The following is a 26,694-nucleotide window of genomic DNA, read 5'->3' as shown; positions in this document are numbered from 1 at the left end:
TCAGTGTCCTGCAGAATAAATCGCGTGCGGGTCCTTGAGGACCGGTTCGACGGTTTTCCACTCGCCGTCTTCGTAGACGCGGTAGAAACAGCTGTGGCGGCCGGTGTGACAGGCGATGTCGCCGATCTGCTCGACCATCAGGATGATCACGTCGGCGTCGCAGTCCAGGCGCATTTCATGCAGTTTCTGCACGTGCCCGGACTCTTCGCCCTTGCGCCATAGCTTGCCACGGGAACGTGACCAATAGATGGCGCGGTGCTCGGCGGCGGTCAGGCTCAGGGCCTCGCGGTTCATCCAGGCCATCATCAGCACGCGCCCGGTCTTGTGGTCCTGGGCGATGGCCGGCACCAGGCCGTCTGCGTCCCATTTGATCTGGTCCAGCCAATCTTTCATGTTCGACTCCGACAACCGGGCGCAACCCGCTGGTGGCGCCTCGGCGATTGCGACAGTTTGCCAGCAGGTCGCGCCACTGGCTATCGGCGCACGATCAGATACAGACCCACTGCGATCATCACGCCGGCCGGCCAGTGCCCCAGATCCTGCAGTGGGCCGCCGGCGGCCAGAACAGCGCCGCCGCCCAGATGGGCAGTGCCCAGCAAGCGCAGGAACCAGTCGTCCTTGCGTCGGTGCCAGGGGGCCGGCGGATCGGCGGCGTGGGGCTGCGACATGCGTTCCAGCAGGTCGCGGGTCATGTTGGCCAGGTGCGGCAATTGCTCGATCTGGCTGTGGATATTGCCGAGCACGGCCTTGGGGCTGACCCGCTCGCGCATCCAGCGTTCGAGGAAGGGTTGCGCGGTGTTCCACAGGTCCAGGTCCGGGTACAGCTGGCGGCCCAGGCCTTCGATATTGAGCAGGGTCTTCTGCAGGAGCACCAGTTGTGGCTGCACTTCCATGTTGAAGCGCCGGGCGGTCTGGAACAGGCGCATCAGCACCTGGCCGAAGGAAATATCCTTCAGCGGCTTTTCGAAGATCGGCTCGCACACGGTGCGGATCGCCGCCTCGAATTCGTTGAGCTTGGTTTCTGCCGGGACCCAGCCGGAGTCGATGTGCAACTGGGCCACGCGACGGTAGTCGCGCTTGAAGAAGGCGAACAGGTTGCGTGCCAGGTAGTCCTGGTCTTCCGGGGTCAGGCTGCCGACGATGCCGCAGTCGATGGCGATGTACTGCGGGCTCCAGGGCTGCACGGTACTGACGAAGATGTTGCCCGGGTGCATGTCGGCGTGGAAGAAACTGTCGCGGAACACCTGGGTGAAGAAGATCTCCACGCCGCGCTCGGCGAGCATCTTCATGTCGGTGCGCTGGTCGGCCAGGGTCGCCAGATCGGTCACCTGGATACCGTAGATGCGCTCCATCACCAGCACTTTCGGCCGGCACCAGTCCCAGTAGACCTGGGGTACATACAGCAGCGGCGAGCCTTCGAAGTTGCGCTTGAGCTGGCTGGCGTTGGCCGCCTCGCGCAGCAGGTCGAGCTCGTCGTAGATGGTTTTCTCGTAGTCGCTGACCACGTCCACCGGATGCAGCAGGCGCGCGTCGGCGGAGAGCTTTTCCGCGGCGCGGGCGAGGATGAACAGCCATGCCAGGTCCTGGGCGATGATCGGCTTGAGCCCGGGGCGGATCACCTTGACCACCACTTCTTCACCGGTCTTGAGCTTGGCGGCGTGAACCTGGGCCACCGAGGCCGAGGCCAGGGGTTCGATGTCGAAGCGGCTGAACACGTCGCTGATCTTCTTGCCCAGTTGCTCCTCGATCAGGGCCACGGACTTTTGTGAGTCGAAGGGCGGCACCCGGTCCTGCAGCAGCATCAGCTCGTCGGCGATGTCTTCCGGCAGCAGGTCGCGGCGGGTGGAGAGGATCTGCCCGAACTTGATGAAGATCGGGCCCAGGTCCTGCAGCGCCAGGCGCAGGCGGGCTCCGCGGCTCAGGTCCAGCGGTTTGCGCGGGAACCAGCGCCAGGGCAGGGCAAAGCGCAGGGCCAGGAGAAACCAGGGCAGGGGCAGGGCGAACAGCAGGTCATCGAGGCGGTAGCGGATCACGACGCGCTGGATGCGCAACAGACGGCGGACGGCAAGCAGCTTCATGCGTTATCGCTTGGGTCAAGGGAGCGGGAAAGGCGCTCGAAGCGCGCCTCGAGACGTTCCAGGTCGAGTTTGGCCTGATCCAGCTCGCGAAAGCGTGCTTCGGCTTCGCGCTGACCCACCAGGGCCCGCGACTCTTCGGCAAGGAATTCGGCAAGGTTCTGATTCAGGCTGGCAAAGCCTTGTTGATACCAGCGTGCACGGCTGCGCACATGGCCACTGAACAGCTGGGTGGCCACCGGCCCCAGCCAGCGCGACAGTTCGTATTCCCAGTCCAGCTCCAGATCCTGGAGGATGGCTGCCAGGTCCAGCAGCACGCCGCTGTCGCCTTCCAGCTCCACGTCCGGCGCGTGCAGAACAGCGGTCTTGTCCTTGCTCAGGGCCAGGCGTACCAGGCTCGATGCCGGCGCGCGGAGGATGCAGTCAGGGTCGGCGGCCCACTGGCTGGCCAGTATCAGGCCTTCATCGCTGGGCAGGATGAACAGCTGCAATGCCGGGCTGCGGCAGTCGACGGCGATCACCTTGCCATTGAGGTGCTGCAGGCGCGGCAGGGCCGTGCTGTCCAGACGCAGCACCCGGTTGATGCCGGTCTCGACGCTGGCGAGCAGGCCGCTGAGCAACATCAGGGCTTGATGCCGCGGTGCAGGGCGACGATGCCTGCGGTCATGTTGTGATAGGTCACGCGGTCGAAACCGGCCTCGACCATCATCGACTTCAGGGTTTCTTGGTTGGGGTGCATGCGGATCGACTCGGCCAGGTAGCGGTAGCTTTCCGAATCGTTGGTGATCAGCTTGCCGGCCAGGGGCATGAAGGCGAATGAATAGGCGTCGTAGACCTTGGACATCAGGGCGTTGGTCGGCTTGGAGAATTCCAGCACCAAGAGGCGGCCACCGGGCTTGAGCACCCTCAGCATGGAGCGCAGGGCGTCTTCTTTGTGGGTGACGTTGCGCAAGCCGAAGGCGATGGTCACGCAGTCGAAATGGTTGTCCGGGAAGGGCAGTTTTTCCGCATCGGCCTGGACGAATTCGACGTTGCCAGCCACACCCAGGTCCAGCAGGCGGTCACGGCCGACCTTGAGCATGGATTCGTTGATGTCCGCCAGCACCACTTGGCCGGTAGGCCCCACCAGGTGGGAAAAGCGCTTGGTCAGATCGCCCGTGCCACCGGCGATATCCAGCACGCGGTTGCCGGCGCGCACGCCGGAGAGCTCGATGGTGAAGCGTTTCCACAAACGGTGCATGCCGCCCGACAGTACGTCGTTCATCAGGTCGTACTTGGCCGCTACCGAGTGGAACACCTCTGCGACTTTTTCCGCTTTCTGGCTTTCAGGAACGTTCTTGAAGCCGAAGTGCGTGGTGGGTTCGGCATCGCTGCCTTTGCGCTGATCAGTCATATCGCTGTCACCAAAAGAGAATGCGCGACATTCTAATCCCGGTGGCGGCCTTTGTCTTGGCAAGGCTGAATGTAAGATAGCGAACCGCCGGGACGTTTTGACGCACACAGGGTCAAGATGCTTCAGGCAAGTCCGCAAACAGCAGGAGTCCTTCGATGGCCCGTATTAGTGTTGAACGCGCCCATGGCCTGGGTAAGCAGGTAGCCCGTGAAAAGGCCGACAAACTGGCGCAGAAACTCGCCGATCAATATGGCCTGGAGCCGCAATGGGCGGGGGATACGCTGAACCTCAAGCGATCCGGGGTCAAAGGCGCTGTGCATGTGGGTGAGGCGTCGATCCGGATCGATGTGGAACTGGGTCTGTTGATGTCGGCCATGAGCGGCACCATCAAGTCCGAAATTGAAAAAGCCCTGGACAAGGCCCTGGCCTGAGCCCCGATCCCCAGGCGCCGGCTTGCAGGCGAATCGCAGGCACTGCAACGGCGCCACGCTCAAGAGCCTCGCCGGCGAGTCGGCCCCTACATCAATTGATGACATTCGTTAGGGTGCCGATTCTAATTTTTCTCTCTAGGTTGTGCCTCAGGTCCTCGTTCCGAGGACAGTTCCTCAAACCTTCCGCGCGTGAGGTGCACCATGGCCAAAGTGATTCTGAAGAAAAAAGTTGATGTTCAATCGACTGCTCTGAGCGAAGTCAAATCCTATGCCCGCAAGATCTGGCTGGCTGGCCTGGGTGCCTACGCCAAAGTCGGTCACGAGGGCAGCGAATACTTCCAGGAGTTGATCAAGGCCGGTCAATCCGTTGAAAAGAAAGGCAAAAAAGTTGTCACTGAACAACTTGAAGCGGCCAATAGTCAGATAGACAGCGTTAAAGGGGATGTCAGTACTCTTAAAGGCAAAGTCGAAGTGCAACTGGACAAGGTCGAAAAGGCCTTTGACACGCGCGTCGCCAGTGCCTTGAATCGCATCGGCATTCCGTCTAAACATGACGTCGAGACACTCTCTGCTAAGCTCGATGAGCTGACGGCGTTGCTCGAACGTGTCGCGCGTAAACATTAAGGAGAACGGGATGGCTGGTAAAAAGAATACTGAAAAAGAAGGCAGCTCGTGGATCGGGAAAGTCGAAGAGTACTCCCGTAAAATTTGGCTTGCTGGTTTAGGCGTGTACTCGAAAATCGACTCTGACGGCAGCAAGCTTTTCGAGACATTGGTCAAAGATGGTGAGAAAGCCGAGAAACTGACCAAGAGTGTAGTCGGCAAGAAAGTTGATGCCGCCAAAGACTCCGCCAGTTCGGCCAAGTCGCGCATCAGCGACGTCAAGGACCGCGCCCTGGGCAAGTGGGACGAACTGGAAGGCGCTTTCGACAAGCGTTTGAACAGTGCCATCTCGCGCCTGGGCGTACCGAGCCGCAATGAGGTGAAAGCGCTGCATGACAAGGTCGATACCCTGACCAAGCAGATTGAAAAACTCACAGGTGCCAAGGTTGCGCCGGTTGCGGCCAAAACCGCCGCTGCCAAGCCTGCGGCTAAACCTGCAGCCAAGCCTCTGGCCAAACCGGCGGCCAAAGCTGCAGCTAAACCCGCCGCCAAGCCTGCCGCGAAAACCGCTGCCGCCAAGCCGGCTGCCAAACCCGCTGCCAAGCCGGTTGCAGCAAAACCTGCGGCCAAGCCCGCCGCCAAGCCAGCGGTGAAAGCCGCCGCCAAACCCGCGGCCAAGCCGGCGGTGGCGAAAAAACCTGCCGCCAAGAAGCCTGCCGCCAAGCCCGCGGTAGCGGCCAAGCCTGCAGCGCCAGCGCCGACGGCTTCGGCCAGTTCGGCAAACTCCGCCGCAGCCCCCAGCCCGGCGGTAGCGCCAACGGCTGCGCCAGCTCCAGCGACGCCAAGCAGCCAGTCCTGATTGCATCGGGCTCAAAGAACGCCCGGTCTGTAAAGGCCGGGCGTTTTTTATTGGGCTGCGTTCGGTACTCGCCAGACCCGCCTATCCCTGTTCTTCCAGGTAGCGCAACGCCATCTGCTCGGTGGCCAGCTTCGCCGGCGGCAACAGGTGCGGTGCCACCAGCATCATGATCTGGTAGACCACCAGGCGCACTTCCCCCTCGCGATCAAGGATCCGCTGGTAATCCAGGGAGAACAGCAGGGTCAGGGTGATCTGCTCCACCAGTTGGCCCAAGGCCTGGGTCCCGCTGACCAGCTGTCCACGGGTCTTGAGTCGGGCCAGCAGCGAGGCCAGGGTCCGCTTGAGGGCGTTGAGCAGGTTGCGAATGCCCTTGGCCAGTTTCGGCAAGCGTCCCGCCAGGTTGGACAGATCCTGGAACAGGAAGCGGTAGTGGGCCAGGCGTTCGACAATCAGGTGCAGGAACAGCCAGTAGTCCTCCGGCGCCAGCCGGGCATCGGACGGTGGATCCAGCAGCGGTGTCAGCTCGTTCTGGAAACGTTCGAACAGGCCGAGCACCAGGGGCTCCTTGCCATGGAAGTGGTAGTAGAGGTTGCCGGGGCTGATGCCCATCTCATTGGCCACCTCCATGGTGGAGACATTGGGCTCGCCCTTCTGGTTGAACAGTTGCAGGGCACATTCGAGTATCCGGTCGCGGGTCTTCATCCTGACTTCTTGTCGGTCCATTGGCGGGCACGACTCCAGCGTGGAGTCGTGGAGCAAAGTGTTTTCAGCGCACGCGCACGTAGGTGCCCGGAGCATCCTCCATGGGTGGATAGTTCTGATTGCCGAGGGTGGTCAGGGTTTCCCGCTGCGCTCCTGAGCGCTCCTGGACCCAGCTCAGCCACTGGCCCCACCAACTGCCGTCGACATGTTTGGCGTCGTAATACCAGGCTCGCGGATCGCTGCTGAGCTTGTGGTTTTCCACGTAGTTGGCCTTTGGGTTGCTCGGCGGATTGAGAATGCTCTGCACATGCCCGCTGTTGGACAGCACGAAGCGCCGCTCTCCGCCCAGCAGCAGGGTTGAGCGATACACCGCATCCCAGGGGGTGATGTGATCGTTGATACCGGCCACGCTGAAGCTGTCCACCGTGACCTTCTGCAGATCGATCGGGGTGCCGCAGACTTCGAGTCCGCCTTCGTGGCTCAGCGGGTTGTGCTTGAAAAAGTCCAGCAGGTCGCCGTGCAAGGCGGCGGGCAGGCGGGTGCTGTCGTTGTTCCAGTAGAGAATGTCGAAGACCGGCGGCTCCTTGCCCAGCAGGTAGTTGTTGACCCAGTAGTTCCAGATCAGGTCGTTGGGCCGCATCCAGGCAAACACCTTGGCCATGTCGCGGCCATCGAGCACCCCTTGCTGGTAGGAGCGACGCTTGGCCGCTTCCAGGGTTTTCTCATCGGCAAACAAGGTGGCCGGGCTGTCCAGCTGGCTGTCCAGCAGACTCACCAGGTAAGTGGCGCTGGCCACCCGGCGCAGCTGGCGCTTGGCCTGGAGGTGACCTTGCAGGGCGGCGATGGTCAGGCCGCCGGCGCAGGCACCTACCAGGTTGACTTCCCGACTGCCGGTGATGGCCCGGGCGACATTCAGTGCCTCTTCGGTAGCCTCTACGTAGCTCGACAGGCCCCACTCGCGATGGCGCACGTCCGGGTTGCGCCAGCTGATCATGAATACCTGCAGGCCGTTCTTCAGGGCGTACTGGACGAAGCTGTTGTGCGGGCTGAGGTCGAAGATGTAGTACTTGTTGATTTGCGGCGGCACGATCAGCAACGGCTTGGCGTACTGTTTTTCGCTCATGGGGCTGTACTGGATCAGTTCCAGCAGCTCGCTGCGAAACACCACCGAGCCTGGGGTCACGGCCAGGTTCTTGCCGATCTCGAAGGCGTGCTTGGTCACCTGGCTGGGCAGTCCGTTGTTGTGCAACAGGTCGTCCAGCAGGTTGCCGATGCCGCGCACCACGCTGTTGCCGCCGGTGTTGAAGATTTCCTTGAGGGCCAGGGGATTGAGCAGGGTGTTGGAGGGCGACACCGCGTCGTTGAGTAGGGAGAAGGCGAAGTGCGCCCGGGCCCGATCGTCCTCGTTCATGCCGCTGTCGTCGATCCAGTGCCGAACCTGCTTCTGCCAGCTGAGGTAGGCCTGCAAGCCTCGTTTGTAAAAGGGATTGAGGGTCCAGGCCGGGTCGGCGAAGCGGTTGTCCTTGGGGTTGGGTTTATGCAGGGTTTCCCCCAGCAGCACACGTCCCAGCTGGCCACCCAGGGCCAGGGTGTGGCGGGCGCTGTGCAACGGGTTGCGCAAACTGTGGGCCGCAATGCTGCGCAGTGTCGAGAGCAGATCCCGGCCGCGCAGACCGGTGATCGCGCTCTGTGCGTTGATGTAGGCCGCAGGGGCCGGAAGCGAACCCTGTGCAGGCTTGTCTTGCATGAGTCAACACTCCTTCGTCAAACCACTAACAAGCAGACCAATCCAAGACAGACAACATAGTCGCTCCTGGCCTTTCTTGCGCGCGACGATCCTGTCGGCAGCGTTGTTTTATTTCGTTGGGTGCGATGGCAGTGGATGCGGGTGCATCACGGCGCGTTGTCGCTCTTCCTGGAGGAATTTCATGATGATCGGGGCGACGGCCTCGGCCCGGGTGATCAGGAACAGGTGGCCGTCGTCGATGATGTGCAGCTGCGCGTTGGGAATCCGCCAGGCCAGCATGCGCATGTTGATCAGGGGGATCAGCGGGTCATCGTCGCCGGCCAGCACCAGGGTCGGCTGGTGGATCTTGTGCAGCCAGTGGATGCTGGTCCAGCCCACTCCGGCGAACAGTTGCCAGTAGTAGCCCAGCTTGCCGGCCGAGCGGACCTTGGCTGCGTGTTCGGCGGCCAGGTTCGGATCGCGCCGGAAGGCACCGCCATAGATCAGCGGCGCGATGCGCATCACATGGGAAGGCTGCACGTAGCGTCGTGGACTGGCCATCATCCACAGCACCTTGGGCTTGCCGGGGACCATGAAGGCGCCGGCGGCGGTGGCCGCCAGTACCAGTTTCTTGCAGCGTTCGGGGTAGTCGTAGGCGAACTGCTGGGCCAGGGCTCCGCCCCAGGACACGCCCACGGCGTTGACCTGGCCGTAGTCCAGGTAATCGAGCATGCGGGCGGTCAGCTTGGCCAGGCCGGGAAAACGATAAGGCCGGCTTGGGGTCGAGGAGCCGCCCACGCCGGGGACGTCGAAGGCAATGACCTCCAGGTCCGGATCCAGGGCCTGGACAAAGGGAAAGACCAGCTCCAGGTTGGCGCCGATACCGTTGAAGATCAGCAGCGGCGTCAAGTGCGGCTTGCCGGGGCGTACCGCCGTGCGGATGGTCTGTCCATCCAGATCAACGGTGCGAAAGATGAAAGAGTGTGGCATGCCGTAGCCCTGTGAATTGAACCATGGGCAACGCCGTCCTGGGCGTCGTCCGGATTTTCCGAGGCCGGGCCTCGTACCAAGCATAGGGCGTGGCGACGCCTCCTGGCGTCGCATCGTTCAATGCCCGGACTCAGCGCTCGTGGACGTAGGTCCCTGGTGCGGCCTCGGCGGCGGCGTACTTTTTGTTGCCCAGCGTGCTGGGGGCCGCTTTCAGCTCGCCGGAACGCTCCGCCTGCCAGGCTTGCCAGTGCAGCCACCAGGAATCGGTGTGCTTGATCGAGTTTTCCTGCCATTGATCGGGGCAGACCGGGATCTCGGTGCTGGTCATGTAGCGCGCCTTGGGATTGCCCGGCGGATTCAGGATGCTCTGGATATGCCCGCTGCTGGACAGCACGAACTCCACGTTGCCGCCAAACAGTTGCGCCGACTTGTAGCAGGACTTCCACGGGGTGATGTGATCGTTGGTGCCGGCCAGGGAAAAGATATCGGCGGTCACCTGTTTCAGGTCGATGGGTGTGCCGCACACTTCCAGTGCATTGGGGCGCACCAGGGGATTGTTTTTGAACATCTCGATCAGGTCGCCATGGAACGCTGCGGGCAGGCGGGTGGTGTCGTTGTTCCAGAACAGGATGTCGAACACCGGTGGTTCGTTGCCCAGCAGGTAGTTGTTGACCCAGTAGTTCCAGATCAGGTCGTTGGGGCGCATCCAGGCAAACACCTTGGCCATGTCGCGACCTTCGAGCACACCGGCCTGGTAGGAATGGCGCTTGGCCGCTTCCAGGGTCTGCTCGTCGACAAACAGCGCCACCTGGGTATCCAGGGTGGTGTCGAGGACGCTGACCAGCAGGGTCAGGGCATTGACCTTCTTTTCTCCGAGCGCGGCGTAGTGGCCCAGCAGCGCGGTACAGGTGATACCGCCGGAGCAGGCCCCGAGCATGTTCACATCCTTGCTGCCGGTGATGGCGGTGACCACGTCGACCGCCTCCTTCAGGGCCTCGATGTAGGTCGACAGGCCCCATTCCCGTTGTGCCTTGGTGGGGTTGCGCCAGCTGACAATGAAGGTCTGCACGTTGTTGCGCAGGCAGAAGCGCGCCAGGCTCTTGTCCGGGCTGAGGTCGAAGACGTAGAACTTGTTGATCTGGGGCGGCACCACCAGCAGCGGGCGCTCATACACCTGTTCGGTGATCGGCCGGTACTGGATCAGCTCCAGCACATCGTTGCGGAACACCACCGAACCTTCGCTGGTGCCGAGGTTCTTGCCCACTTCAAAGGCGTCCATGTTGACCTGGCTGGGCATGCCGCCGTTCTGCACCAGGTCCTTGGCCAGATGGGACAGGCCGTCCAGCAGGCTCTTGCCGCCGGTTTCGAAGAAGCGCTTGACCGCGGCGGGGTTGGCCATGCTGTTGGTCGGGGCCATGGCTTCGGTCATCAGGTTGATCACGAAGTGGCCGCGGCTGATGTCCTGATCGGACAGGTTGCTGTCGCCGATCCACTCGTGGAGCTCCTTGCGCCACGCCAGGTAGGTTTGCAGATAGCGTTTGTACAGCGGGTTCTGGCTCCAGGCCGGATCGTTGAAGCGACGGTCGTCGCTCTCCGGTTGCAGGGTCGATTTGCCGAATATCACGTTCTTCAGCTCAAGGCCGAAATGGGCGACATGCTTGACGCTGTGGATGGGTTGTTTAATGGCCTGGGTGAGCACCATTCGAGCAGAGGTAAGCAGATCCTTTCTACGCAAGCCGATGACCGGATTGAGCCCCAGTGTGTTTTCCGAGGCTTGGCGTTTCAGGTCATCGATATTCTTGTTACTCATCTACGACGCTCCATTGTCCTGAGACGAGTACCGGACCTGCTGTGCAGTCACACAGCACGATGCCAGGTACTACTGCTCGGGTGACCGTTGATTGCGTACCGCTGCTTTAAAAGTGCAGAGAACTCTGCAGGGAACTTGCCAGTTCCATTGGTTACCCGAGTTTAATTTTTTTCGCAAGCAGGCCATTCATTGGCCATACAGCCCAGCATTCAAACAGATGGAATTAGAAAATGCCCTCTAAACAGCCGGAGGCTCGGACTAGAGCATCAGCTTGATTATCGACTCATTCGGATCGCGGGATTTTCCGGCGGCTTTGAGCTCTGCCAGATAATCGCTCCACAGTTCGTCCTGACGCAGAGCCAACTGATACAGGTAGTCCCAGGTGAACAGTCCACTGTCATGGCCGTCGTCGAAGGTCAATTTCAGTGCGTACTGGCCAGCCGGTTCTACCTTGCTCAGGCCCACGCCGAGCTTGCCGAACTGCAGGATGGGTTTGCCGTGGCCCTGGACCTCGGCGGAGGGGGAGTGCACCCGCAGGAACTCTGCAGGCAAGTGATAGACCTCGTCCGGCCCGTAGGTCAGGGTCAGGGTTTTCGAGGCTTTGTGCAGGTTGATGCCAGAGGGGAGTTTAGTCATGAGGGCAGCTTAAAGCTGCAAGCTACAAGCTACAAGATGACCGCGATCAACTTGCAGCTTGAGGCTTAAAGCTTGTCGCTTAGAGGATATAGCGGGACAGATCTTCGTTCTGCGCCAACTCGCCCAGGTGGCTGTTGACGTAGGCCGCGTCGATGCGGATCGGCTCTTCGCTGTGGGCGCTGGCCAGGTCGCCGGCGCTGAACGACACCTCTTCCAGCAGGCGCTCGAGCAGGGTGTGCAGGCGACGGGCACCGATGTTCTCGGTCTTCTCGTTGACCTGCCAGGCAATCTCCGCCAGGCGCTTGATGCCTTCAGGCAGGAACTCGATGTTCAGGCCTTCGGTCTTGAGCAGCTCACGGTATTGCTCGGTCAGCGAAGCGTGAGGCTCGCTGAGGATGCGCTCGAAATCTTCCGGCGACAGGGCCTTGAGTTCGACGCGGATCGGCAGGCGCCCTTGCAGCTCCGGAACCAGGTCGCTGGGCTTGCTCAGGTGGAAGGCACCGGAAGCGATGAACAGGATGTGGTCGGTCTTGACCATGCCCAGCTTGGTGTTGACGGTGCAGCCTTCGATCAGGGGCAGCAGGTCGCGCTGCACGCCTTCGCGGGACACATCGACGCCGCCGGAGTTGCCGCGCTTGGCCACTTTGTCGATTTCGTCGATGAACACGATGCCGTGTTGCTCGACGGCTTCAAGGGCCTTGGTCTTCAACTCTTCGTCGTTGACCAGGCGGCTGGCCTCTTCATCCCGTACCAGCTTCAGCGCTTCCTTGACCTTGAGTTTGCGGCTCTTGCGCTTGCCCTTGCCCATGTTGGCGAAAAGGTTCTGCAGCTGGTTGGTCATTTCTTCCATGCCCGGTGGCGCGGAGATGTCGACGCCGGTGACTTCCGCCACTTCGATCTCGATCTCCTTGTCGTCCAGCTGGCCTTCGCGCAGGCGCTTGCGGAACAGCTGGCGGGTGTTGGAGTCCTGGGCTGGCGCTTCATCGCTGCTGAAGCCCATGCGGGCCGGTGGCAGCAGGGCGTCGAGGATGCGTTCTTCGGCGGCGTCTTCGGCGCGGTGGCGAACCCGGATCATCTCCTGTTCGCGGAACATCTTGATCGCCGCATCGGCCAGGTCACGAATGATCGATTCGACATCGCGACCGACATAACCGACTTCGGTGAACTTGGTGGCTTCGACCTTGATGAACGGTGCATTGGCCAGCTTGGCCAGGCGGCGGGCGATTTCGGTCTTGCCGACACCGGTGGGGCCGATCATCAGGATGTTCTTGGGCGTCACTTCAACGCGCAGTTCGGCCGGCAGTTGCATCCGGCGCCAGCGGTTGCGCAGGGCGATAGCGACGGCGCGCTTGGCATCGTCCTGGCCGATGATGTGGCGGTTGAGTTCGTGGACGATTTCGCGGGGTGTCATGGACATAGTAATTGGCGGTCCTCAAGCAAGAATGAATGCCGTGGCGCGAGCGCCGCAACAGGCTTATTCCGCGAGATCCTGCTCCTCGATGGTTTGAGTGTGGTTGGTGAATACGCAGATGTCGCCGGCGATGCCCAGGGCCGTCTCGACGATTTCGCGAGCCGACAGGTCGGTCTTTTTCAGCAGGGCGCTGGCTGCGGCCTGGGCGTAGGCGCCACCGGAACCCATGGCGATCAGGCCGTCCTCCGGCTCCACCACGTCACCGTTGCCGGTGATGATCAGGGAGGCGTCCTTGTTGGCCACGGCCAGCATGGCTTCCAGGCGGCTCAGGGAGCGATCGGTACGCCATTCCTTGGCCAGCTCGACAGCGGCGCGCACCAGATGGCCCTGGTGTTTCTCCAGTTGGCCTTCAAAGCGCTCGAACAGGGTGAAGGCGTCGGCGGTGGCCCCGGCAAAGCCGGCGATGACCTGGCCGTGGTACAGGCGGCGGACTTTTTTCGCGTTGCCTTTCATCACGGTGTTGCCGAGAGAAACCTGGCCGTCGCCGCCCATGACGACTTTGCCGTGGCGGCGGACTGAAACGATGGTGGTCAAGGGGGGAGTCTCCACACAGCGGGGCGAAAGTGCCCTGATGGAAACTCATATGGGGGTGGCTGGGAGTTTTTCAACCGGAGGCTGTAGCGGGGGACCAGCGGTCTTTGTTGCAAGCTGCAAGCGCTTCGCGGGCAAGCCCGCTCCTACGAGGCGTCGTGTAGGAGTGGGCTGGGCCGCGATCAATCGCGTAGCGGTCGGCTTAACGGCTCTGGCGCTGTTGTAACAGCAGATTGCTAAAGCCGGCGCCGGCCAGTTGTTTCTGCGCCACGGTCAGCTGTTCGCGGTTGCTGAACGGGCCCACCAATACCCGGTACCAGGTTTCGTCCTTCACCGTGCCGGATTCCACCGCCACCGACTGGCCCAGCAGGATGATCTGCGCTCGTACCTTGTCGGCATCGGCTTGCTTGCGGAACGAGCCGGCCTGGAGGAAGAACTTGGTCACCGGCGCCGCCTTGGCCACCGGTGGCGCCGGCGGTGGGGTGATGCCGGCCAGGGCCGCCTGGGCCCGGGCGGTGTCGATCTTCGCGGCTTCCGCCGGGGTGACCGGGGTGGTCGGCACCGGCGGCACTTGAGGCGTCGGCAGGGTTTTCTCCGGCACCGCTTCCGGCGGCACTATGACCTCCGATTCCGGCAGCAGGGTATAGAAGTCGTACTTCGGCTTCACCGGTTGCTGCGGGCTCGGCGGGGTCTTGTTGGCCTCGGCGATCTTGCTGGCTTTCTGCTGTTCGATCTTCTCGCGCTTGACGCTGTCGCCGCCCTTGCCTGGTTCGAGCTTCATCAGGAACACGATGAAGGCGCCGATGGTCAGGCCGATGGCCAGCCACAACCAGCCCGGGATCGGCTTCTTGGCCGGGGCCTGGTAGCGGCTGGCGCCACGCTTGGGTGCAGGTTTTTTCTTGGCAGCCAACTTACATTTGCTCCAGGACTTTGAGGCCCAGCAGTTCCAGACCTTGCTTGAGGGTGCGGCGGGTCAGCTCGGTGAGGCGCAGGCGGCTGTGCATCTGCGTCGGAGTCTCGGCCGCCAGGATCGGGCAGTTCTCGTAGAAGCTGGAGAACAGACCGGCCACGTCGTACAGGTAGGTGCAGAGGATGTGCGGGGTGCCCTTGTCGGCGACGTTGTTGAGGATCTCGCCGAACTGCGCCAGCTTGGCCGCCAGCTCCAGTTCCTGGGCCGCGTGCAGTTCGATCTGGCCGCCGACTTCGCTGAAGTCCTTGCCCAGCTTGCGGAACACGCCGGCGGCACGGGTATAGGCGTACAGCAGGTACGGCGCGGTGTTGCCTTCGAAGTTGAGCATCAGGTCGAAGTTGAAGCTGTAGTCGCTGGTACGGTGCTTGGACAGGTCGGCGTATTTCACCGAATCGATGCCCACCACCTTGGCAATGCCGCGCAGATCGGCTTCCGGCAGTTGCGGGTTTTTCTCTTTGACCAGGGCGTAGGCGCGTTCCTCGGCTTCGGTCAGCAGGTCGATGAGCTTCACGGTGCCGCCGTCGCGGGTCTTGAACGGACGGCCGTCGGCGCCGTTCATGGTGCCGAAGCCCATGTGTTCCATCTCCATCGGATGGGTCACGAAGCCGGCCTTGCGGGCCACGGCGAACACTTGCTGGAAGTGCAGGGCCTGGCGCTGGTCGACGAAGTACAGGGCGCGATCGGCCTTGAGCTTGCCACTGCGGTAGCGCACGGCGGCCAGGTCGGTGGTGGCGTACAGGTAGCCGCCGTCGGCCTTGACGATGATTACCGGCAGCGGCTCGCCTTCGGCATTCTTGAACTCGTCGAGGAACACGCACTGGGCGCCGTTGCTCTCCACCAGCATGCCCTGGGCCTTGAGGTCGTTGACCACGTTGATCAGGTCATCGTTGTAGGCGCTCTCGCCCATGACGTCGGCCATGGTCAGCTTGACGTTGAGCAGCTCGTAGATCTTCTGGCAGTGGGACAGGGAGATGTCCTTGAACTTGGTCCACAGCTCCAGGCAATCCGGGTCGCCGGCTTGCAGCTTGACCACCAGGCCGCGGGCGCGGTCGGCAAAGGCTTCGGATTCGTCGAAGCGCTGCTTGGCGGCGCGGTAGAAGTTCTCCAGGTCCGACAGCTCATCGCTGGTGATCGGGTTCTCTTCCAGGTACGCCATCAGCATGCCGAACTGGGTGCCCCAGTCGCCGACATGGTTCTGACGGATCACGGTGTCGCCGAGGAACTCCAGGACCCGTGCCACGCCGTCACCGATGATGGTGGAGCGCAGGTGGCCGACGTGCATTTCCTTGGCCAGGTTGGGGGCCGACATGTCGATCACGGTGCGCTGCGCCGGGCCGGCCTTGCGCACGCCCAGGTGCTCGTCGCCGAGGGCGGCGTCCAGGCGCGCGGCCAGGGCCTGGGTGTTCTGGAAGAAGTTGATGAAGCCCGGGCCAGCGATTTCCGCCTTGCTCAGGTCCTCATGGGCCGGCAGCGCGGCGATGATTTTTTCTGCCAGGTCGCGGGGCTTCATGCCGGCGGGCTTGGCCAGCATCATGGCGATATTGCTGGCGAAGTCGCCGTGGGTCTTGTCGCGGGTGTTTTCGACCTGGATCGCCGGCGTCAGGCCTTCTGGCAACACACCTTCGGCGACGAGTTGGGTGATGGCTTGCTGGATGAGCTGGCGAATGGTGTCTTTCATGGTCTTCTCGTTCGACCGCTGGCGCGGCGGCGCGTTGGTGCGCGGGTGGAAAAACTGGGCATTATCCGTTGCTGGAACGGCCTTGCCAACTATAGAGGGCTGCTTGGGGATCGGTGGCGGCATTCGAGTGCCTTCGCCGGCAAGCCTGCTCCTGCGGGTTTGATGCAGCCCATTGTAGGAGCGGGCTTGCCCGCGAAAACGCGATATCGATCAATACAAATCCACCGGGTCCACATCCAGCGACCAGCGGACCTGGCGTCCGCTGGGCATCTGCTCCAGCACCAGCAACCAGCTGCTCAGCAGTCGATGCAGCGGTGCCCGGGCATTGGCTTGCAGCAGCAACTGCGCACGATAACGCCCGGCGCGCCGCTCCATCGGCGCCGGAACCGGCCCCAGCAACTCGATGCCCCCCAGGTTCTGTTCCGCCAGCAGGCGCTCGGCCTCGCTGCACGCCTCATCGAGAAAACCTTCGGCCTGCCCCGGCTTGTGGGCCTCGGCCCGCAGCAGGGCCAGATGGGCGAAGGGCGGCAGGCCGGCGGCGCGGCGCTCGCTCAGGGCCTGTTCGGCGAAGGCGAAGTAACCCTGCTCGGTCAGTTGCACCAGCAGCGGGTGGTCGGCGAGGTGGGTCTGGATGATCACCTTGCCCGGTTCTTCGGCACGCCCGGCGCGCCCGGCGACCTGGACGATCAGCTGCGCCATGCGCTCGCTGGCGCGGAAGTCCCCGGAAAACAGGCCGCCGTCGGCGTCGAGGATCGACACCAGGGTGACCCGGGGGAAGTGATGCCCCTTGGCCAGCATCTGGGTGCCCACCAGGATGCACGGATGCCCCTTCTGGATGGTGGCGAACAGCTGGTTCATCGCGTCCTTGCGCGAGGTGCTGTCGCGGTCCACCCGTAGTACCGGGTAGTCGGGAAACAGGATGCCCAGGCGTTCTTCCGCGCGCTCGGTGCCGGCGCCCACGGGGCGCAGATCGACCTTGCCGCATTGCGGGCAGTGCCGGGGCACTCGCTCCACATGGCCGCAATGGTGACAACGCAGTTCGCCGGAGCGCTGGTGCACGGTCATGCGGGCGTCGCAGCGCTGGCATTCGGACATCCAGCCGCAGTCGTGGCAGAGCAGGGTCGGGGCGAAACCGCGGCGGTTGAGGAATACCAGGACTTGCTGGCCGGCGGCCAGGGTCTGGCCGATGGCCTGCTGCATGGGGCCGGAAATGCCGCTGTCCAGAGGGCGGCTCTTCACATCCAGGCGCAGGAAGCGCGGTTGCTTGGCGCCGCCGGCGCGCTCGTTCAGGCGCAGCAGCCCATAGCGGCCGGTGTAGGCGTTGTGCAGGCTTTCCAGGGACGGTGTGGCCGAGCCCAGGACAATGGGGATGTCTTCCTGGCGGGCGCGCACCAGGGCCAGGTCGCGGGCATGGTAGCGCAGGCCTTCCTGCTGCTTGTAAGAGCCGTCGTGCTCCTCATCGATGATGATCAGCCCGGGGTTCTTCATCGGCGTGAACAGCGCCGAGCGGGTGCCGATGATGATGTCGGCCTCGCCATCCCGGGCGGCGAGCCAGGCATCCAGGCGTTCGCGGTCATTGACCGCCGAGTGCAGCAGGGCGATGCGGGCGTTGAAGCGCTGTTCGAAACGCGCCAGGGTTTGGGGCCCCAGGTTGATCTCCGGGATCAGCACCAGGGCCTGTTTGCCGGCTTCGAGGGTTTCGCGGATCAACTGCAGGTAGACCTCGGTCTTGCCGCTGCCAGTGACCCCGGCCAGAAGAAAGGCGTGATAGCTGTCGAACCCGGCGCGGATCGCTTCGTAGGCGGCGCGCTGCTCGCTGTTGAGCGGCAGCTCGGGCTGGGCCAGCCAGTGTTCATGGCGCACGCCTGGCGCGTGCTTGCGCACTTCTACCTGCACCAGATCCTTGGCCAGCAACAGGTCCAGGCTGTCCTTGCTCAGCATCAGCTTGCTCAGCAGAGCGTGGGGCACGCCATGGGGGTGTTGGGCCAGGGTGGCCAGTGCTTCGCGCTGACGCGGGGCGCGGGCGATGCGCGGGTCATCCAGGCGGGCGCCGGGGGCTATCGACCAGAAGCGTTCCTGGCGGGCCTCGGCCAGCTCGCCCTGGCGCAGCAGCACCGGCAAGGCCCAGCTCAGGGTGTCGCCGAGGCTGTGCTGATAGTACTGGGCGGTCCACAGGCACAGCTTGAACAGGGCCGGGGGCAGCGGTGGCGTGGGGTCCAGCAGGGCCAGGGCCGGCTTGAGCTTGTCGGCCGGCACTTCACTGTGATCCGCCACTTCCACCAGGATGCCGATCATTTCCCGGCGACCGAAGGGCACTCGCAGGCGCATCCCCGGATGCAGCTGGGCGCGCAGCACACCGGCCGGGGCACGGTAGTCGAAGAGGCGGCGCAGAGGCGAAGGCAGGGCGAGGCGCAGAATGGCGTCGGGCACGCGGGACAATCTCGATGAGCGGACGGTAAATAGGCTCCGGAGCCTAACAGACGAGCCGTGGGGTGTCCTGTATAAGCGTGCGTGCTCCCCGGTCTGCGGAGGTTTTGCCGCGGCCGAGCAGGCACCGCAGTGCAGTGCGTGGCAAAGCCGGGGCTGTCAAGGTTGCGCCGGCTTTTTCTGATGGGGGGTACTCAGGATCTCTTGCGCGTTTGACGCGGTCTGGTAGAATCCGCGCCCTAATTCGTGCGGTATTCAACAATAGTGTTGGGTGGCGGCACGCTAGCCTGAGGAATACACCATGAAAGCCGATATCCATCCAGTATACGAAGCCGTTACCGCTACCTGCAGCTGCGGTAACGTCATCGAAACTCGCTCCACCCTGGCCAAGCCTCTGAGCCTGGACGTGTGCAACGAGTGCCACCCGTTCTACACCGGTAAGCAAAAGACTCTGGACGTTGGCGGTCGTGTCGACAAGTTCAAGTCGCGCTTCGGTGCTTTCGGCGCAACGAAAAAGGCCTGAGGCTGATCGTTCTGGAAAGCCGATACCGACTTTCCTCGCTGATGAAAAAGGCGTCCCATGTGGGCGCCTTTTTTGTGTCCGCGATTTGGCTGACCGCCGCCCAGGCGTTTTGCCCGGCCCCCGAGGGGCTGATTCCCGCAACGGTCCAGCGGGTGGTGGATGGCGATACCCTGCGTCTCAAGGATGGTCGCAGCGTGCGCATGATCGGCCTCAATGCGCCGGAGCTGGCCAGTCGGGGGCGCCCGGCCGAGCCATTTGCGGTGGCGGCGCGGCAACGTTTGCAGCGCCTGGTGGCGCAGAGCGGTGGTCGGGTCGGCTTGTTGCCCGGCCGCGAGCGGCACGATCGCCATGGGCGGACGCTGGCCCATGTCTACGACGTCAGCGGAACCAATCTGGAAGCCCGGTTGATTGCCGAAGGGCTTGCCTATCAGATCGCCATCGTGCCGAACGTCGCTCTGGTCGCTTGTCAGCAGGCTGCGGAAAACCACGCGCGTCGAGCGGGGCTGGGCCTCTGGCGCCGTTCAGCTGTACTGAAAGCGGAGCAGATCCGCCGTTCCGGCTTTGTCGTGCTCGAGGGGCGTGTGAGCAAGGTCGAACGCAATCGTGGCGGGGTTTGGATCACATTGCGCGGTGCAGTTGTATTGCGTATTGCACCCAATGTTCTGGGACGTTTCGATCGTCAGTGGCTCAAGGGGCTTTCCGGGCGGCGGATCGAGGCTCGGGGCTGGGTGCTGGCACGTTCGCGTTCCGGCGGTTTCAGGTCGAGCGGGGCAGGCTGGATGTTGTCGCTGACCGACGTTTCCATGCTCAGACTTCTCTGATAAAGAAAAATTGTAGACATTTTTTAATTGGATTGTGAACAGTTGAAAGCCTTGTACCCCGTGGCTCTTGGCCCAAAGTCGTACGCTACGGGCCTTGACAGGGGTGACTGGGCAGTCTTGTAGGGACTATGCGACACGCGTATCCTCGGCGGTCCGTCTGTCCAACAGTAAAAAGCGGAATGCCCACATGTCTGATTTGAAAACTGCCGCTCTCGAATATCATGCCAATCCTCGTCCAGGAAAGCTGAGTGTCGAGCTCACCAAGGCCACTGCTACCGCTCGTGATCTGGCGCTGGCCTACAGCCCCGGCGTAGCCGAGCCGGTACGCGAAATCGCTCGCGATCCGGAACTGGCCTACAAGTACACCGGCAAAGGCAACCTGGTTGCCGTCATTTCCGATGGCACCGCGATTCTCGGCCTGGGCAACCTCGGCCCACTGGCCTCCAAGCCGGTGATGGAAGGCAAGGGCGTGCTGTTCAAGCGTTTCGCCGGCATCGATGTATTCGACATCGAAGTCGATTCCGAAAGTCCGCAGGCTTTCATCGACACCGTCAAGCGCATCTCCATCACCTTCGGTGGCATCAACCTGGAAGACATCAAGGCGCCAGAGTGCTTTGAGATCGAACGTGCTCTGATCGAGCAGTGCGACATTCCGGTGTTCCACGATGACCAGCACGGCACCGCGATCGTGACCGCTGCCGGCATGATCAACGCCCTGGAAATCGCTGGCAAAACCCTGGCCGATGCCAAGATCGTCTGCCTGGGCGCCGGTGCGGCCGCCATCTCCTGCATGAAACTGCTGGTGAGCATGGGCGCACAGATCGAGAACATCTTCATGGTTGACCGTACCGGCGTTATCCACGCTGGCCGTGACGACCTGAATCAGTACAAGGCAGTCTTCGCCCACACCACCGACAAGCGCACCCTGGCCGACGCCCTGCAAGGCGCCGACGTGTTCGTCGGTCTGTCCGGTCCGAACCTGCTGAGCGCTGAAGGCCTGAAGTCGATGGCGCCGAATCCGATCGTGTTCGCCTGCTCGAACCCGGATCCGGAAATCGCTCCAGAGCTGGCTCACGCCACCCGTGACGACGTGATCATGGCCACCGGCCGTTCGGACTACCCGAACCAGGTGAACAACGTGCTGGGCTTCCCGTTCATCTTCCGTGGTGCCCTGGACGTTCGCGCCAAGCGCATCAACGAAGAAATGAAGATCGCCGCGGCCAATGCCCTGCGTGAACTGGCCAAGCTGCCAGTGCCTCAGGAAGTGTGCGACGCCTACGGCGGCATCAAGCTGGAATTCGGTCGTGAGTACATCATTCCGAAGCCGATGGATGCCCGTCTGATCACCGTGATCTCCGATGCCGTGGCCAAGGCCGCTATCGAGACCGGCGTGGCGACCCTGCCGTATCCGAAGAACTACCCGCTCAAGAGCGTGGACGATGTGTTCAACGGCTAACAGCCGCCCATAAAAAAACCCGGCCATCGAGCCGGGTTTTTTTATGGGCAGGCAATCAGCGGCTAGTTGCAAGTTTCCAGCTGCAAGAGCGGGGCGCGCTCTTGCTTGCCGCCGATCACTTGCAGCTTGCCACTGCTCTTAGAAGAGGTCGATCGGCGCCGCTTCGTCCGCCGGCAGCGGGCTGCCCGGTGCGACGCCGTTGCCCAGCTCGTTGACCGAGGGTGGGGTGTCTTCGCTCTTGAACAGCTCGAAGTAGGCATTCGGTGTGCCCGGGGTGGCGGCGCGGCCGCTGACCGGGTCGACCCGCAGGCTGAGGATGCCTTCCGGTTCGGCCTGGGTGTGCGGCGGCTTGCCCTTGAGGGCGGCGCCCATGAAGTTCATCCAGATCGGCAGGGCCACAGTGCCGCCGTATTCGCGACGTCCGAGGCTTTCCGGCTGGTCGAAACCGGTCCAGACCGTGGTCACGTAGTCGGCGTTGTAGCCGGAGAACCAGGCGTCCTTGGACTCGTTGGTAGTACCGGTCTTGCCGGCCAGGTCCGAACGGCCCAGGGCCAGGGCTCGGCGCCCGGTGCCCAGCTTGATCACATCCTCGAGCATGCTGTTGAGGATGTAGGTGGTGCGTCCGTCGATGATCCGTTCGGCGACGGCGGGCGTCTGTACCGGAGCCTGTACCGGGTTTTCGCCGGCCACGGTGTTGACCGTGAAGTTGTGCTCTGGCGCCGCGATGCCGCTGCTGGCGGTGTTCCCGGTGGGGACGCTGGGCGGGTTGGCGCTGAACAGCAGCTCGCCGTTGCGGCTTTCGATCTTGTCGATGATGTACGGGGTGATCTTGTAGCCGCCGTTGGCAAAGGTGCTCCAGCCGGTGGCGATCTCCATGGGGGTCAGGGTCGCGGTGCCCAGGGCCAGGGACAGGTTGCGCGGCAGGTCCTGCTTGTTGAAGCCGAACTTGCTGATGTAGTCGATGGTGTGGTCCACGCCCATGCTCTGCAGCAGGCGGATCGACACCAGGTTGCGCGACTTGTACAGCGCTTCGCGCATGCGGATCGGGCCGAGGAAGGTGTTGGTGTCGTTCTTCGGCCGCCAGACCTTGTCCAGGTATTCGTCGACGAACACGATCGGCGCGTCGTTGACCAGGCTGGCCGCGGTGTAGCCATTGTCCAGGGCCGCGCTATAGACGAACGGCTTGAAGCTCGAGCCGGGCTGGCGCTTGGCTTGCATCGCGCGGTTGTAGTTGCTCTGCTCGAAGGCAAAGCCACCGACCAGGGCGCGGATCGCACCGTTTTGCGGGTCCAGGGTCACCAGGGCGCCCTGGGCGACCGGGACCTGGCTGAACTTCAGGGAGTTGTCCGCCTGGCGCTGCACGCGAATCAGGTCGCCGACCTGGGCCACGTCCGCCGGCTGGCGAGGAGCGGCGCCCATGCTGTTGGTGTTGAGGAACGGCCGGGCCCATTTCATGCTCTCCCAGGCCACATGTTCCTCGCCGTTGCGGGTCAGCACCTGTAGGCCGTTCTTCTCGACCTGAGTGACGATCGCCGGTTCCAGGCTGCTGATGGTCCGCTGCTTGGTCAACTCTGTGGCCCAGGCGGCATGGGTCTTGCCGGGCAGGCGCGACTCAGGACCACGGTAGCCGTGGCGCTGGTCGTAGGTCATCAAGCCTTCCTGGACCGCGGTATTGGCCATCTCCTGCAGGTCGCTGGGCACGGTGGTGGTGACGCGGAAACCTTCGGTATAAGCGTCGCTGCCATAACGGCCGACCATCTCGGCGCGGGCCATCTCGGCGATGTACGGCGCGTTCACTTCCGGCGTCGGCACGTGGTAGCTGGCGTTCAGCGGCTCGTTGATGGCTTCGGTGTAGGCCGCTTCGGTGATCTTGCCCAGCTTGTACATGCGGCCGAGGATCCAGTCGCGGCGCTCCTTGCTGCGCGCCGGATTGGCCAGCGGGTTGAAGCGCGAAGGGGCCTTGGGCAGGCCGGCGATCATCGCCATCTGCGCCAGGCTCACGTCGCGAATGGACTTGCCGTAGTACACCTGGGCTGCCGCCTCGATCCCGTAGGCGCGGTTGCCCAGGTAGATCTTGTTGACGTAGAGCTCGAGGATCTCGTCTTTGGTCAGCTGCCGCTCGATCTGCAGGGCCAGGAGAATCTCGGTGGTCTTGCGCGAAAAGCTGCGCTCACTGCTGAGGAAGAAGTTCTTCGCCACCTGCATGGTGATGGTGCTGCCGCCGGACTGGATGTGTCCGCTCTTGACCAACTGGGTCGCGGCGCGCATCAGGCTGCTGGGGTCAACTCCGTAATGGTTAGCGAAGTTGTCGTCTTCAGCACTTAGTAACGCATTGATGAAGTTGGGTGGAATTTCGGCGAAACGTATGGGGGTACGGCGCATTTCGCCAAATTCTGCGATCAACTTGCCGTCGCTGCTGTACACCCGCAGAGGAATCTGCAACTGGATGCTTCTCAGGGCCTCAACCGATGGAAGGCCGGGACTAAGATAAAGAAACGCACCGGAGAGGGCGAGAAGCAGCCCGCAGAACACAGCGACGATGGACCACCCGAAAAACTTCAGCAGACGAATCAAGGCTTTTGGATTTCCAGAGAAAGGAATGAATTAGGCGTCAGGGCATTCAAGGTAATCAGGGACCGACCCACGCAGCAGGAAAAGCGGGAAAAAACGCTGGGCATTATAAGCATTTTCCGCCGAGAGCGTCATTTGCCCGTCTGTCAAGGTGTGGCGATTGAATGCGCTGCTGCTCCTGGGGTTCGTAAGTCACGGATAGGCAAAGGGAATTGGTGTGCTTGGAGTCTTCAGCAGAAAGTCGAGTTCCCTGTTGGGGATCGATATCGGCGCCACATCGGTCAGGCTCCTGTCCTTGAGCCGGGAGGGCCGGGGCTACCGGGTCGAGGCGTATGCCCGGCAAGACCTGGCACCCGACTCATTTCTCGAATCGGGCGGTGTCGACGCCGAGGCCCAGGCCGGGGCGTTGTGCCAGGCCTGGCGCACAAGCGGCAGTCGCCTCAAGGCGGCCGCGGTGGCGGTGCCCGGTGAAGCGGTGATCAGCAAACTGATCGACATGCCGGCGGAACTGGATGAAGCGGAGTTGGAGTACCAGCTCAGTCTGGAAGCGGGCCAGTACATTCCCTATCCCTTGGAAGAGGTGGCCACCGACTTTGAGGTGCAGGGCAGGGTGCCGGGCAATCCCCGGCGGGTCCAGGTGTTGCTGGTGGCCTGTCGCCACGAGACGGTCGAAGCCCGGGAGGCGCTGCTGGCCCGGGCCGGCTTGACGCCGCAGGTGGTGGAGAGCGCGCCCCTGGCCCTGGAGCGTTGCCTGGCGCTGTTGACGGCGCAGAGTCCGGCGGCCACGCAGTCTGCGGTGGCGCTGTTGGACGTGGGGTCGGGCGTCAGCAGTTTCAGTGTGATGCGCGACCGGCGAATCATTTACAGCCGCGAGCAGCTGTTCGGTAGTCGGCAACTGACCCAGGTCCTTGGGCAGCGTTTCTCGTTGACCCTGGATCAGGCGCTGCGAGCCGAGCGCCAGGGAGGTTTGCCGTCAGTCTGTCTCGAGGAGGCGCTGCGGCCCTTTGAGCAGGACTTGCTGCACAACGTCCAGCGCGCCTTGCAACAGTTCTCCGAGTCGCCACAGCGGCAACCGGTGCAGTGGTTGCTGCTGGCTGGCGAGGGCATGCGCCTTGCCGGGCTGGAGCGGCGGATCGAACAGCAACTGGGGATAGCCACGGCCCTTGCCAATCCGTTCGTCGGCATGAGTGTCGGGCCCCGGGTCGATGCCCAGGCGCTCGCCGAACAGGCGCCTGAGCTGCTGCTGGCCTGCGGTCTGGCCCTGAGAGGGTTCGACTGATGGCCCGGATCAACTTTCTTCCCTGGCGGGAAGCTGCGCGGGCGCAGCAACAGCGGCGCTTTTTGCAGATAGTGGCAGTCATCCTGCTGCTGGGCTTGGGGCTGGTGCTGCTGATTGATGTCGGCATCGAGCGCGTGAGTGCTCGGCAGCAGGCCCGCAACCAGTACCTGGAGCAGGCGAACGTGGACCTGGATCAGCAGATCGCCGCTGTTCGCGAGCTCAAGGCTCAGCGCCAGCAACTGCTTGAGCGCATGCAGGTTATCGAGGCCCTGCAAGACAGCCGCTCGACCCGGGTACGGATGTTCCAGGAGTTGACCCGCAGCGTGCCCGATGGCCTGCATTTCACCGAAGTCGATCTGCAGGGGCAGAACTTGAGTATCAGTGGAGTTGCCCAGGCCAATGGCCGGATCTCCGATTTGCTGCGCAATCTGCAGGCGACCGCAGGATTTGCCGCTCCCAGCCTGGCCGAAGTGAAAAAGACCAGCGAGGTGCAGCCGCAGCCGAGCCATCTGTTTCGGCTCAGTGTCGGGTTGATGCCGCCGCTGCCTGAGGAGACGACGCGATGAGGCCGAGCGGGTGGCTGGCGCAGCTGCGTGGCACCGATCTTCGAGAGCTGGAGCTGAGCAACCTCGGCTCCTGGCCTGCGCCTTTGAGGGCGCTGACGGCGGCCTTGCTTCTGCTGGTGATCCTGGCAGCAGGTTACGGCCTGTACCTGAGCCCTCATCTGCGGCAACTGCAGCAGATGCGTCACGAAGAAACCCGCCTCAAGCAGCAGTTCGCCAGCAAGGCCCGGCAAGTGGCCAAGCTCGAGCTGTATCGGGCGCAGCTCGCGGCCCTGCGCAGCCGTTTCGAGCAGTTGCTGCATCAGTTGCCCAGCGACGGCGAAGTCCCGGGGTTGCTTGAAGACATCAGTCGCCTGGGCTTGGGCAGCGGTCTGGCGCTCGAAGAGATCAAGTTGCAACCGCCCGTACCGCGTCCGTTTTATGTCGAGCTGCCGATCCAGATCACGGTGACAGGTGGCTATCACGATCTGGCGACCTTCGTCAGCGGCGTCGCCGGCCTGCCGCGAATCGTCACCTTGCATGATTTTCAGCTCAGGCCCCTGGAAGCGGGTGATCCTGCGCGCTTGCGCTTGAGCATCGGGGCGCGAACCTACAGCTACGACAGCCCGGAACCGCACTCATGAAGGCCTGGCGCTGGCTGATGTGGGCCTGCTTTGGTCTGGGCTTGTGCGGGTGCGAAGGGGCCGCCGACTTCGCTGAAACCCAGGCTTTTATGAAGCAGATGCGCCGGCAAGCGCCGGAGCCGATTGAGCCGCTGCCGGTTGTCCGCTCCAGCCCCGCTTTCACCTATGACGGCAGTGGGCTGCGCAGCCCGTTCCAGCCCCCGCAGAGCGTCGAACGCGTCGAGCGTCGATGGGGCGAGCAGGCAGTCCGGCCGGATCCGCAGCGACCCCGGCAGTATCTGGAGGGCTTTGATATCGAGCGGTTGCAGATGGTCGGAACCATGTCCGGCACCAGCGCCAGCTTCGCCCTGTTGCGCAGTGCCGAGGGTGTCCACCGATTGCAGATCGGCGACTACCTGGGGCGAAGCGAAGGTCGGATCGTGGCGATCAGCGAGTCACGGGTCGAGGTGTTGGAAATTGTTGCCGATGGGGCGGGGGGCTGGCAGGAACGACCACGGACGCTGCTGCTGAAAAAACACTCTTAGGTGGAGTCTGCACAATGAACAGGACTGTTTCA

General features: G+C 62.9%; 25 protein-coding genes. 10 read left to right on the top strand and 15 right to left on the bottom strand.

Translation table 11 applies throughout. The annotated features are described in order from the left end of the window. The 4 genes from hisI to ubiE all read right to left on the bottom strand — a co-directional run bounded on the left by hisI (position 1) and on the right by ubiE (position 3,468). The gene (gene hisI / locus ACMGG8_RS01590) at positions 1-393 is read right to left on the bottom strand and encodes a phosphoribosyl-AMP cyclohydrolase (protein ID WP_060837143.1); all 393 of its coding nucleotides are present in this window, start codon (positions 391-393) and stop codon (positions 1-3) included. Positions 394-473: 80 nt separating this feature from the next. Next, the gene (gene ubiB, locus ACMGG8_RS01585) at positions 474-2,078 is read right to left on the bottom strand and encodes a ubiquinone biosynthesis regulatory protein kinase UbiB (RefSeq protein WP_108545900.1); all 1,605 of its coding nucleotides are present in this window, start codon (positions 2,076-2,078) and stop codon (positions 474-476) included. Next, positions 2,075-2,698 carry an SCP2 domain-containing protein gene (locus tag ACMGG8_RS01580; RefSeq protein WP_414159058.1) on the bottom strand — a complete coding sequence of 208 codons (624 nt, stop codon included), beginning with the start codon at positions 2,696-2,698 and terminating at the stop codon, positions 2,075-2,077. The genes ubiB and ACMGG8_RS01580 overlap by 4 nt, the downstream gene beginning before the upstream one ends. Beyond that, positions 2,698-3,468 (bottom strand): bifunctional demethylmenaquinone methyltransferase/2-methoxy-6-polyprenyl-1,4-benzoquinol methylase UbiE, encoded by a 771-nt coding sequence (gene ubiE, locus ACMGG8_RS01575; protein WP_011058802.1) that lies wholly within the window; start codon positions 3,466-3,468, stop codon positions 2,698-2,700. Before ubiE ends, ACMGG8_RS01580 begins: the two co-directional genes overlap by 1 nt. A gap of 155 nt (positions 3,469-3,623) precedes the next feature. Here ubiE and ACMGG8_RS01570 point away from each other — a divergent pair, with 155 nt between their 5' ends. The 3 genes from ACMGG8_RS01570 (at position 3,624) to ACMGG8_RS01560 (ending at position 5,361) form a co-directional block, all read left to right on the top strand. Next, entirely contained in the window at positions 3,624-3,899 is a 276-nt protein-coding gene (locus ACMGG8_RS01570) for a polyhydroxyalkanoic acid system family protein (protein WP_060842246.1), read from the top strand. A 201-nt stretch (positions 3,900-4,100) separates the two neighbouring features. After that, positions 4,101-4,523: a phasin family protein gene (locus ACMGG8_RS01565; protein ID WP_060837147.1), complete on the top strand. Its 423-nt coding sequence runs from the start codon at positions 4,101-4,103 to the stop codon at positions 4,521-4,523. A gap of 10 nt (positions 4,524-4,533) precedes the next feature. Next, complete coding sequence (locus ACMGG8_RS01560; RefSeq protein WP_060837148.1) at positions 4,534-5,361, top strand: phasin family protein; 828 nt, start codon at positions 4,534-4,536, stop codon at positions 5,359-5,361. 81 nt (positions 5,362-5,442) lie between these two features. Here ACMGG8_RS01560 and ACMGG8_RS01555 read toward each other — a convergent pair whose 3' ends face one another. The 10 genes from ACMGG8_RS01555 to ACMGG8_RS01510 all read right to left on the bottom strand — a co-directional run bounded on the left by ACMGG8_RS01555 (position 5,443) and on the right by ACMGG8_RS01510 (position 18,305). Then, positions 5,443-6,063 carry a TetR/AcrR family transcriptional regulator gene (locus tag ACMGG8_RS01555; protein ID WP_108545903.1) on the bottom strand — a complete coding sequence of 207 codons (621 nt, stop codon included), beginning with the start codon at positions 6,061-6,063 and terminating at the stop codon, positions 5,443-5,445. Positions 6,064-6,127: 64 nt separating this feature from the next. Continuing rightward, positions 6,128-7,810: a class II poly(R)-hydroxyalkanoic acid synthase gene (gene phaC, locus ACMGG8_RS01550; RefSeq protein ID WP_414159057.1), complete on the bottom strand. Its 1,683-nt coding sequence runs from the start codon at positions 7,808-7,810 to the stop codon at positions 6,128-6,130. Between the two features lie 108 nt (positions 7,811-7,918). Next, the gene (gene phaZ / locus ACMGG8_RS01545; protein WP_060837151.1) at positions 7,919-8,779 is read right to left on the bottom strand and encodes a poly(3-hydroxyalkanoate) depolymerase; all 861 of its coding nucleotides are present in this window, start codon (positions 8,777-8,779) and stop codon (positions 7,919-7,921) included. A 130-nt stretch (positions 8,780-8,909) separates the two neighbouring features. Continuing rightward, complete coding sequence (phaC, locus tag ACMGG8_RS01540; protein ID WP_060842250.1) at positions 8,910-10,589, bottom strand: class II poly(R)-hydroxyalkanoic acid synthase; 1,680 nt, start codon at positions 10,587-10,589, stop codon at positions 8,910-8,912. Between the two features lie 258 nt (positions 10,590-10,847). Then, entirely contained in the window at positions 10,848-11,225 is a 378-nt protein-coding gene (locus tag ACMGG8_RS01535) for a gamma-butyrobetaine hydroxylase-like domain-containing protein (protein WP_016962743.1), read from the bottom strand. Positions 11,226-11,304: 79 nt separating this feature from the next. After that, positions 11,305-12,642 (bottom strand): ATP-dependent protease ATPase subunit HslU, encoded by a 1,338-nt coding sequence (gene hslU / locus ACMGG8_RS01530; protein ID WP_060837153.1) that lies wholly within the window; start codon positions 12,640-12,642, stop codon positions 11,305-11,307. A 57-nt stretch (positions 12,643-12,699) separates the two neighbouring features. Then, positions 12,700-13,230 (bottom strand): ATP-dependent protease subunit HslV, encoded by a 531-nt coding sequence (gene hslV / locus ACMGG8_RS01525; protein WP_003186641.1) that lies wholly within the window; start codon positions 13,228-13,230, stop codon positions 12,700-12,702. A 199-nt stretch (positions 13,231-13,429) separates the two neighbouring features. Then, positions 13,430-14,137 carry an SPOR domain-containing protein gene (locus ACMGG8_RS01520; RefSeq protein ID WP_016962745.1) on the bottom strand — a complete coding sequence of 236 codons (708 nt, stop codon included), beginning with the start codon at positions 14,135-14,137 and terminating at the stop codon, positions 13,430-13,432. Between the two features lies 1 nt (position 14,138). Beyond that, positions 14,139-15,875 (bottom strand): arginine--tRNA ligase, encoded by a 1,737-nt coding sequence (gene argS / locus ACMGG8_RS01515; protein WP_060837154.1) that lies wholly within the window; start codon positions 15,873-15,875, stop codon positions 14,139-14,141. A 210-nt stretch (positions 15,876-16,085) separates the two neighbouring features. Next, positions 16,086-18,305: a primosomal protein N' gene (locus ACMGG8_RS01510; RefSeq protein WP_060837155.1), complete on the bottom strand. Its 2,220-nt coding sequence runs from the start codon at positions 18,303-18,305 to the stop codon at positions 16,086-16,088. Between the two features lie 298 nt (positions 18,306-18,603). Between ACMGG8_RS01510 and rpmE the strand changes: the two genes are divergently transcribed. The 3 genes from rpmE (at position 18,604) to ACMGG8_RS01495 (ending at position 21,102) form a co-directional block, all read left to right on the top strand. Next, positions 18,604-18,825 (top strand): 50S ribosomal protein L31, encoded by a 222-nt coding sequence (rpmE, locus tag ACMGG8_RS01505; RefSeq protein WP_016962748.1) that lies wholly within the window; start codon positions 18,604-18,606, stop codon positions 18,823-18,825. Positions 18,826-18,866: 41 nt separating this feature from the next. Next, the gene (locus tag ACMGG8_RS01500) at positions 18,867-19,646 is read left to right on the top strand and encodes a thermonuclease family protein (RefSeq protein ID WP_414159056.1); all 780 of its coding nucleotides are present in this window, start codon (positions 18,867-18,869) and stop codon (positions 19,644-19,646) included. A 187-nt stretch (positions 19,647-19,833) separates the two neighbouring features. Then, positions 19,834-21,102 carry a malic enzyme-like NAD(P)-binding protein gene (locus tag ACMGG8_RS01495; protein WP_060837157.1) on the top strand — a complete coding sequence of 423 codons (1,269 nt, stop codon included), beginning with the start codon at positions 19,834-19,836 and terminating at the stop codon, positions 21,100-21,102. A 138-nt stretch (positions 21,103-21,240) separates the two neighbouring features. Here ACMGG8_RS01495 and ACMGG8_RS01490 read toward each other — a convergent pair whose 3' ends face one another. Then, positions 21,241-23,673 carry a penicillin-binding protein 1A gene (locus tag ACMGG8_RS01490; RefSeq protein ID WP_375136272.1) on the bottom strand — a complete coding sequence of 811 codons (2,433 nt, stop codon included), beginning with the start codon at positions 23,671-23,673 and terminating at the stop codon, positions 21,241-21,243. Between the two features lie 217 nt (positions 23,674-23,890). On the opposite strand from ACMGG8_RS01490, the gene pilM reads away from it, so the two are divergent. Genes pilM through ACMGG8_RS01470 form a run of 4 tightly spaced genes read left to right on the top strand, consistent with a single transcriptional unit; the run spans position 23,891 to position 26,662 of the window. After that, positions 23,891-24,952, top strand: coding sequence for a type IV pilus assembly protein PilM (gene pilM / locus ACMGG8_RS01485; protein ID WP_414159055.1), 1,062 nt, complete (start codon positions 23,891-23,893; stop codon positions 24,950-24,952). Then, positions 24,952-25,518 (top strand): PilN domain-containing protein, encoded by a 567-nt coding sequence (locus ACMGG8_RS01480; RefSeq protein WP_060842253.1) that lies wholly within the window; start codon positions 24,952-24,954, stop codon positions 25,516-25,518. Before pilM ends, ACMGG8_RS01480 begins: the two co-directional genes overlap by 1 nt. Then, positions 25,515-26,138 (top strand): type 4a pilus biogenesis protein PilO, encoded by a 624-nt coding sequence (locus tag ACMGG8_RS01475; RefSeq protein WP_414159054.1) that lies wholly within the window; start codon positions 25,515-25,517, stop codon positions 26,136-26,138. The genes ACMGG8_RS01480 and ACMGG8_RS01475 overlap by 4 nt, the downstream gene beginning before the upstream one ends. Next, positions 26,135-26,662, top strand: coding sequence for a pilus assembly protein PilP (locus tag ACMGG8_RS01470; RefSeq protein WP_414159053.1), 528 nt, complete (start codon positions 26,135-26,137; stop codon positions 26,660-26,662). The genes ACMGG8_RS01475 and ACMGG8_RS01470 overlap by 4 nt, the downstream gene beginning before the upstream one ends. Positions 26,663-26,694: the final 32 nt, after the last annotated feature.

The organism is Pseudomonas sp. BNK-45 (assembly GCF_047456255.1).
In the GTDB taxonomy this organism is placed as follows: Bacteria; Pseudomonadota; Gammaproteobacteria; order Pseudomonadales; family Pseudomonadaceae; genus Aquipseudomonas.
Note: the sequence above shows the minus strand (reverse complement) of the source record. Positions and strands in the feature narration are given on the sequence as shown.

Excerpts from the sequence above, each read along its gene's own strand:
- ACMGG8_RS01500 (WP_414159056.1), top strand. The coding sequence starts at position 18,867 with ATGAAAAAGGCGTCCCATGTGGGCGCCTTTTTTGTGTCCGCGATTTGG.
- ACMGG8_RS01570 (WP_060842246.1), top strand. The coding sequence starts at position 3,624 with ATGGCCCGTATTAGTGTTGAACGCGCCCATGGCCTGGGTAAGCAGGTA.
- ubiB (WP_108545900.1), bottom strand. The coding sequence starts at position 2,078 with ATGAAGCTGCTTGCCGTCCGCCGTCTGTTGCGCATCCAGCGCGTCGTG.
- argS (WP_060837154.1), bottom strand. The coding sequence starts at position 15,875 with ATGAAAGACACCATTCGCCAGCTCATCCAGCAAGCCATCACCCAACTC.
- ACMGG8_RS01580 (WP_414159058.1), bottom strand. The coding sequence starts at position 2,698 with ATGTTGCTCAGCGGCCTGCTCGCCAGCGTCGAGACCGGCATCAACCGG.
- rpmE (WP_016962748.1), top strand. The coding sequence starts at position 18,604 with ATGAAAGCCGATATCCATCCAGTATACGAAGCCGTTACCGCTACCTGC.
- ACMGG8_RS01560 (WP_060837148.1), top strand. The coding sequence starts at position 4,534 with ATGGCTGGTAAAAAGAATACTGAAAAAGAAGGCAGCTCGTGGATCGGG.
- ACMGG8_RS01555 (WP_108545903.1), bottom strand. The coding sequence starts at position 6,063 with ATGAAGACCCGCGACCGGATACTCGAATGTGCCCTGCAACTGTTCAAC.
- hisI (WP_060837143.1), bottom strand. The coding sequence starts at position 393 with ATGAAAGATTGGCTGGACCAGATCAAATGGGACGCAGACGGCCTGGTG.
- phaZ (WP_060837151.1), bottom strand. The coding sequence starts at position 8,779 with ATGCCACACTCTTTCATCTTTCGCACCGTTGATCTGGATGGACAGACC.
- phaC (WP_414159057.1), bottom strand. The coding sequence starts at position 7,810 with ATGCAAGACAAGCCTGCACAGGGTTCGCTTCCGGCCCCTGCGGCCTAC.
- phaC (WP_060842250.1), bottom strand. The coding sequence starts at position 10,589 with ATGAGTAACAAGAATATCGATGACCTGAAACGCCAAGCCTCGGAAAAC.
- hslU (WP_060837153.1), bottom strand. The coding sequence starts at position 12,642 with ATGTCCATGACACCCCGCGAAATCGTCCACGAACTCAACCGCCACATC.
- ACMGG8_RS01565 (WP_060837147.1), top strand. The coding sequence starts at position 4,101 with ATGGCCAAAGTGATTCTGAAGAAAAAAGTTGATGTTCAATCGACTGCT.
- ACMGG8_RS01535 (WP_016962743.1), bottom strand. The coding sequence starts at position 11,225 with ATGACTAAACTCCCCTCTGGCATCAACCTGCACAAAGCCTCGAAAACC.
- ACMGG8_RS01495 (WP_060837157.1), top strand. The coding sequence starts at position 19,834 with ATGTCTGATTTGAAAACTGCCGCTCTCGAATATCATGCCAATCCTCGT.
- ACMGG8_RS01475 (WP_414159054.1), top strand. The coding sequence starts at position 25,515 with ATGAGGCCGAGCGGGTGGCTGGCGCAGCTGCGTGGCACCGATCTTCGA.
- ubiE (WP_011058802.1), bottom strand. The coding sequence starts at position 3,468 with ATGACTGATCAGCGCAAAGGCAGCGATGCCGAACCCACCACGCACTTC.
- ACMGG8_RS01470 (WP_414159053.1), top strand. The coding sequence starts at position 26,135 with ATGAAGGCCTGGCGCTGGCTGATGTGGGCCTGCTTTGGTCTGGGCTTG.
- ACMGG8_RS01480 (WP_060842253.1), top strand. The coding sequence starts at position 24,952 with ATGGCCCGGATCAACTTTCTTCCCTGGCGGGAAGCTGCGCGGGCGCAG.